We start from the raw sequence: 7,070 nt of genomic DNA, 5'->3' as shown, positions 1-7,070 counted from the left end.
AAATCTTCGAGCCGTTGTTTCCGAAGTGGCCGGAATGGGAAGTACCGGTGGGGCATGTCACCAACGGCGTGCATATGCCGAGCTGGGATTCCGCGGCGGCAGACGATGTGTGGACACATTCATGTGGCAAAGATCGATGGCTCGGGACGAGCGACACTTTGGAGAGCGACATCTGCCAAGTATCGGATGATCAACTGTGGCAATTCCGGGTGGACTCCACGCACGCGTTGGTTGACTATGCGCGGAAACGATTGTCGCGTCAGCTAGCTGGTTCAGGATCATCACCCGAAGAAATCGAAGAGGCCAAGCACCTGTTTGATCCGAACACCTTGACACTCGGGTTTGCTCGTCGTTTTGCGACCTACAAACGCCCGAACTTGTTGCTGCATGACCCTGATCGTCTATTGCGTCTGTTGACGAACGCGGAACATCCCGTGCAGTTGATCATTGCCGGAAAGGCTCACCCAGCGGATACGGCCGGGCAGAATTTGATTCGCCAATGGATTGAGTTCATTCGCCATCCCGTCGCTCGGCGACACGTAATCTTCTTGAGCGATTACGACATGTCGTTGACCGAACATCTCGTGCAAGGCTCCGACGTCTGGGTCAACACGCCCCGGCGACCCTGGGAAGCAAGTGGCACCAGCGGCATGAAAGTATTGGTCAACGGTGGCATCAATTTGTCGGAACTGGACGGTTGGTGGGCCGGGGCTTACACGCCCGAGGTCGGTTGGGCGATCGGTGACGGGCGAGAACATGGCGATGATCCGGCATGGGACGCCAACGAAGCCGAGCAACTCTACAATGTGCTCGAGAGCGAAGTCGTCCCTGAGTTTTATGACCGAAATGATCAAGGCATTCCTACGAAGTGGTTGTCGCGAATGCGTGCCAGCATGTCGCGTCTGACGCCACAGTATTCTGCGACTCGCACCGTCCGTGAATACACCGAACAGCACTACCTGCCTGCCGCCCTAGCCTTTCGCAATCGATCCTCTCTCGGCGGTACGGTGGGAACCAACATTGTCCATTGGGAGCGATCGCTGCGTGAAAAGTGGAACTCGCTCGCCTTTGGTGAACTGCGAATTCGCTCCATCAACGACGAACATCACTTCGAAGCCGACGTGTATTTGGACGGACTCGATCCGAACTCGGTTAGCGTCGAACTGTATGCCGACGGTGTCACAGACGAGTCGCCTGTCCGGCAAACCATGAACCGATTTGCTGCCTCAAAAAGATCCGAACCAGACTGGGCGACCTACCACGCGACCGTGACGACCGGCCGCCCCGCGTCAGACTTCACGCCACGCATCGTTCCTAAACACGAATGCGTCAACGTGCCACTCGAATTCGATCTGATCAAGTGGCAACGATGAGTGTTTCTATCGACCAACGGTAACCGGCACGAGGATCATTGGGAGACTCGCGAAGAACGCGAACTAAGGAATCAAACGATGACGATTCTTCAAGACCAAAGCACGCTTTCCCCCGAGTTGCTCCACAACATCGATTCCTATTGGCGTGCTGCCAACTATTTGTCGGTCGGCCAAATTTATCTCTACGACAACCCGTTGCTCAAACGCCCCTTGGAACTGTCCGACATCAAACACATGCTGCTCGGCCACTGGGGAACCACGCCGGGGCAGAACTTTATCTACGCTCACTTGAACCGGGCAATTAACCAATACGATCTCGATATGATCTACGTCTCCGGACCAGGTCATGGGGGCCCCGCAGTCGTCGCGAATACATATCTCGAAGGCACGTACAGCGAAATCTATCCCGATATCAGTCAAGACGAAGAGGGACTCCGGAAGCTGTTCATTCAGTTTTCATTTCCAGGCGGCATTCCGAGTCACGCCTCTCCCGAGTGTCCTGGTTCAATTCATGAAGGTGGCGAACTCGGTTATTCGCTCAGTCATGCGTTCGGCGCGGTGTTCGATAACCCGGAATTGATCGTTGCCTGTGTTGTCGGTGACGGAGAAGCGGAAACGGGCCCGCTGGCAACCGCGTGGCACTCCAACAAGTTTCTCAATCCGGCGAGCGATGGTGCGGTGCTACCGATCTTGCATCTCAACGGATACAAGATCGCGAATCCAACGGTTTTAGCGAGAATCGAACACGAGGAACTCGACCAACTGCTCCGCGGTTATGGATGGACGCCGTACTTCGTCGAGGGCAATGATCCGCAAGCCATGCATAAGGCGATGGCAGAGACATTGGATGCAGTGATCGAGCAGATTCATCGCATTCAATCCAACGCGCGAGAAAACGGTGATTTGACTCGCCCGCGGTGGCCAATGATTGTGCTGAACTCACCGAAGGGATGGACCGGACCGAAGGTCGTCGATGATATCCCCGTTGAAGGGACGTTTCATTCGCACCAAGTACCGCTCTCCGATCCCGCAACGCATCCTGAACACCTGCCATTGATCGAAGACTGGCTGCGGAGTTATCGACCGGAGGAACTGTTTGACAAAACCGGTCGTTTGAAGCCGGAATTGGCTAACCTGGCACCGAAGGGTGATCGACGCATGGGAGCGAACCCGCATGCCAACGGCGGGAAATTGTTGCGGGACTTAGAGATGCCCAACTTCCGTGACTATGCGGTGCATGTGCCTGAACCAGGAGCCCAAGGGATCGGTGACACGCACGAACTTGGCAGATTCATTCGTGATGTAATCCAACTGAATGACGACGAACGCAACTTCAGAGTTTTCGGTCCTGATGAAACGATCTCCAACGGTTTGGAAGCGGTCTTCAACGTCACTGACCGACAATGGGACGCTCGTACTGGCGTTAACGACGAATCACTCGCACGGTCTGGCCGAGTGATGGAAATGCTGAGCGAGCATCAATGCGAAGGCTGGCTCGAAGGCTACCTGCTGACCGGAAGACATGGACTATTCAATTGCTACGAAGCGTTCATTCATATTGTCGATTCGATGTTCAACCAACACGCCAAGTGGTTGAAAGTTACTAGCGAACTGCCATGGCGAAAGAAGATCGCATCGTTGAACTACTTGCTCGCATCCCACGTGTGGCGGCAGGACCATAACGGCTTCACTCACCAGGATCCCGGGTTTATCGATCATGTCGTCAACAAGAAAGCGTCCGTGGTTCGTGTCTACTTGCCACCAGATGCGAACTGTTTGCTGTCGGTAATGGATCACTGCTTGCGAAGTCGTCATTACGTCAACGTCGTAATCGCGGGAAAGCATCCCGCGCCCCAGTGGCTTACGATGGAAACGGCGGAAAAGCACTGTGCCGAGGGAATCGGTGTCTGGGATTGGGCGAGCAATGATGACGGTGGCGATCCCGATGTGGTAATGGCTTGTTGTGGTGATGTGCCAACGCTGGAAACGTTGGCAGCCGTGACGATCATGCGTCAACATTTGCCGGAGTTAAAGATTCGTGTGGTGAACGTGGTCGACTTGATGAAGTTACAACCGCCGTCCGAGCATCCACACGGGCTGAGCGACGATGCGTTCGATGCTTTGTTCACGAAAGACAAACCGGTCATCTTTGCTTTTCACGCGTATCCATGGCTGATTCATCGTTTGACATACCGCCGCACTAACCACCGCAACTTGCACGTTCGCGGATACAAGGAAGAGGGCACGATCACGACGCCGTTTGACATGACGGTGTTGAACGATCTCGATCGTTTTCATCTAGTGATGGATGTGATCGATCGCTTGCCACAAATTGGTGGCAGGGGAATCACATTGAAACAGCACCTCGCAAACAAACTGATCGAGCATCGAGAATACATCTGCACGCACGGTCAAGACATGCCCGAGATTCGCAACTGGACCTGGAGTAGCCCAGAATAGAACAGTCGTGTGTGCTGTTTATCAAAAGAGTTGTGTGTGATGAACGATAGAGATCATTGTTCCACGTCGAAGTCTCTCAAGACAAAGAGGAAGAAAATGACGCTGCGAATCTATTTGATGCGACATGGTGAAACGGAGTGGGCTTTATCGGGGCGGCACACCGGCCGGGTTGACATTCCATTGACCGCAAACGGCGAGGATGAAGCACGACAACTCGGTGAACGGCTGCGTTCGATTCCGTTCCAACACGTCTTGGTGAGCCCGCTGAAGCGAGCACGCCAGACTTGTGAATTGGCCGGATGTGGTGAAAACGCCGATGTCGACGCCGATTTGGCTGAATGGGACAACGGCGACTACGAAGGCCAAACGCACGCGGACGTATTCAAGCATCGGCCAGACTGGAACTTGTTTCGTGATGGGAGTCCCGGCGGCGAGATGCCGAACGAGATTTCGGAGCGTGCGGACCGGTTGATTGACCGACTTAAGAAACTCGATGGCAACGTCGCACTGTTCTCACATAGCCATTTTGGTCGCGTGTTGGGAGCGAGGTGGATCGGATCACCTGTGCAAATGGGGCAGCATCTTATCCTTAACACAGCGTCATTGAGTGTGTTGTGCTACCAGCATGAAAACATGAATCTGCCCGCGATCGAAACTTGGAACAGTTAACCATCAAATTCATGAAACGCAGTGATGCAATCGATGATTCAACGCACCACTCAACCTGAGGCATTCGTTCTAACCAGGTTCACCAATGAACGCTCCTATCGAACAAACACCCACCGGTCTCACCCAAGTCGATGCGCAACATCGACTCGCCACCCACGGTCCGAATGAATTGCCCGAAGAACGAACTGGCGTTTTCAAGGCATTGCTTTCTTACTTTTGGGGTCCGATTCCTTGGATGATCGAGATCGCGGCGGTCCTCTCGCTAATCGTTCAGCACTGGGCTGACTTCGCGATCATATTTGTTTTGTTGGTCGTCAATGCGGCGGTCGGCTTTTGGGAAGAGTTTCAAGCGGGCAATGCTATCGCGGCACTCAAGTCACGATTGGCCCTAGATGCACGTGTTAGACGAGACGGTAAATGGACGACCGTGCCGGCGCGTGAATTGGTTCCGGGCGATTTGATACGCATTCGACTTGGCGATATCGTGCCCGCCGATGCGAGATTGCTGACGGGTGATTCAGTCGATGTTGATCAATCGGCTCTGACCGGTGAATCGCTGCCCGTTTCTCGCGACTCCGGCGACACTGTGTATTCCGGTTCGGTCATCAAGCAAGGAGAGGTGGACGCACTGGTGACCGCCACGGGCAGCGAAACGTACTTTGGAAAGACCGCCAAACTCGTCGAAACCGCCACCACGACAAGCCATTTCCAAAAGGCTGTCCTGCGAATCGGAAATTTCTTGATCGTTGTCGCCGTGGTCATGGTCGTGCTGATCTTGTTGGTCGCGTTGTTTCGAGGCGATCCTATCACCGAAACGTTGCAGTTCGCGCTGGTCCTGACCGTTGCGGCAATCCCGGTCGCAATGCCGACAGTGCTGTCTGTGACCATGGCCGTCGGCGCGAAAACATTGGCTCGCGGTCAAGCGATCGTTAGTCGTTTGGCTTCGATCGAGGAGCTTGCTGGGATGGATGTTCTGTGCAGCGACAAGACGGGAACGTTGACCCAGAACAGATTGACTCTGGGCGAGCCATACCTATTGGATGGGATATCGAAAGAGGAAACTCTGCTCGCGGCCTGTCTCGCGTCGCGAGCCGAGGACGAAGACCCGATTGACGCAGCGGTGTTGGCGGGGTGTCAGTCCGTCCCAATCGATGCCTATGACGTTGTTAAGTTCCAACCCTTCGACCCTGTTCATAAACGTACCGAAGCGACAGTGCATGCCAATGACGGTGGTTCATTTAAGGTGAGCAAGGGCGCACCGCAGGTCGTCTTGAGCCTTGTCGAAAATGCCGACGCGATTCGGAACCGTGTTCATCAAGCGATCGAAGATTTTGCCAAACGAGGTTACCGGGCTCTCGGCGTCGCTCAATATGATGACGTGAACGGATGGCGATTTCTGGGTGTGTTGCCCTTGTCCGATCCACCGCGGGAAGATTCAAAATCGACGATCGCCGCGGCACGAAAAATGGGCTGTGATGTGAAGATGGTCACAGGAGATCAACTTGCAATCGGACGCGAAATCGCAACCCAACTGGACATGGGCGCGAATTTGGTCGACGCCGAAGTTTTTCAGGATACTAGCTACGACGAGTCGGCTCGTGTTGATGACATGATCGAACAAGCCGATGGGTTTGCTCAAGTCTTTCCTGAACACAAATTCCACATCGTTGATGTTTTGCAAAAGCACGGACACATCGTTGGCATGACCGGCGATGGAGTCAACGATGCACCGGCGCTGAAGAAGGCCGACTGCGGCATCGCCGTTTCAGGAGCGACCGATGCAGCCCGGGCGGCCGCAGACATTGTGCTGCTCTCGCCGGGATTGTCGGTGGTGATCGATGCCATTGAGGAAGCGCGTAAGATCTTTCAGCGGATGAACAGCTACGCGATCTACCGTATTGCTGAGACGATTCGCGTGTTGTTGTTCATGACTTTGTCGATCCTGGTCTTCAATTTCTATCCTGTCACAGCGGTGATGATCGTGTTGTTGGCGCTGCTCAACGATGGTGCCATCTTGTCGATTGCCTACGACCGCGTTCGACCGTCTGCCAGGCCAGAACACTGGGAGATGCGATCCGTCCTCGGTGTTGCCAGTGTTCTCGGGATCTCGGGTTTGGTCGCGTCGTTCGGATTGTTCTATCTCGCCGAACGGGTTTATGAGGTTGACCGTGACACAATCCAGTCGTTGATGTACTTAAAGCTCTCTGTGGCCGGACACTTGACGGTTTTTGCAACGCGTACCCGCGGCCCATTCTGGTCAATCCGCCCTGCGAAGGTTTTGTTCCTTGCCGTTGTTGGGACTCAGCTAATTGCGACGTTCATCGCCGTGTACGGCATTTTCATGGTGCCGATCGGATGGAGACTCGCAAGCCTCATCTGGCTCTACGCGATCGCCTGTTTCCTCATAAACGATCGCTTGAAGCTAGTCGCATATCGCTTGTTCGGCAGCACGAGAACGTAGCCGAGGAAATCCCACATGGCGGACGGCCCAGTCGATGCTAACTGACGATGCGATCGTCTTTGCCCAATCGACGCCCCATCTAAGTTCGGTGTGCTGAGCCTGATGCT

At 54.4% G+C, this 7,070-nt stretch carries 4 protein-coding genes; all 4 read left to right on the top strand.

Annotation, left to right across the window (positions count from 1 at the left end; genetic code table 11):
• Positions 1–1,373 (top strand): alpha-glucan family phosphorylase (gene glgP / locus RSSM_RS01340; RefSeq protein ID WP_044300503.1); only part of this gene is annotated, 1,373 nt, incomplete at its 5' end.
• Positions 1,374–1,451: 78 nt separating this feature from the next.
• Complete coding sequence (locus RSSM_RS01335; protein ID WP_044300504.1) at positions 1,452–3,833, top strand: phosphoketolase family protein; 2,382 nt, start codon at positions 1,452–1,454, stop codon at positions 3,831–3,833.
• Positions 3,834–3,929: 96 nt separating this feature from the next.
• Positions 3,930–4,502 carry a histidine phosphatase family protein gene (locus RSSM_RS01330; RefSeq protein ID WP_008673666.1) on the top strand — a complete coding sequence of 191 codons (573 nt, stop codon included), beginning with the start codon at positions 3,930–3,932 and terminating at the stop codon, positions 4,500–4,502.
• 85 nt (positions 4,503–4,587) lie between these two features.
• Entirely contained in the window at positions 4,588–6,963 is a 2,376-nt protein-coding gene (locus RSSM_RS01325) for a plasma-membrane proton-efflux P-type ATPase (RefSeq protein ID WP_008673664.1), read from the top strand.
• Positions 6,964–7,070: the final 107 nt, after the last annotated feature.

Source organism: Aporhodopirellula sallentina SM41, assembly GCF_000346505.1.
GTDB lineage: Bacteria > Planctomycetota > Planctomycetia > Pirellulales > Pirellulaceae > Rhodopirellula > Rhodopirellula sallentina.
The sequence above is the reverse complement of the archived record's forward strand: the minus strand, read 5'-3'. Positions and strand labels throughout refer to the sequence as shown.

Excerpts from the sequence above, each read along its gene's own strand:
- RSSM_RS01335 (WP_044300504.1), top strand. The coding sequence starts at position 1,452 with ATGACGATTCTTCAAGACCAAAGCACGCTTTCCCCCGAGTTGCTCCAC.
- RSSM_RS01325 (WP_008673664.1), top strand. The coding sequence starts at position 4,588 with ATGAACGCTCCTATCGAACAAACACCCACCGGTCTCACCCAAGTCGAT.
- RSSM_RS01330 (WP_008673666.1), top strand. The coding sequence starts at position 3,930 with ATGACGCTGCGAATCTATTTGATGCGACATGGTGAAACGGAGTGGGCT.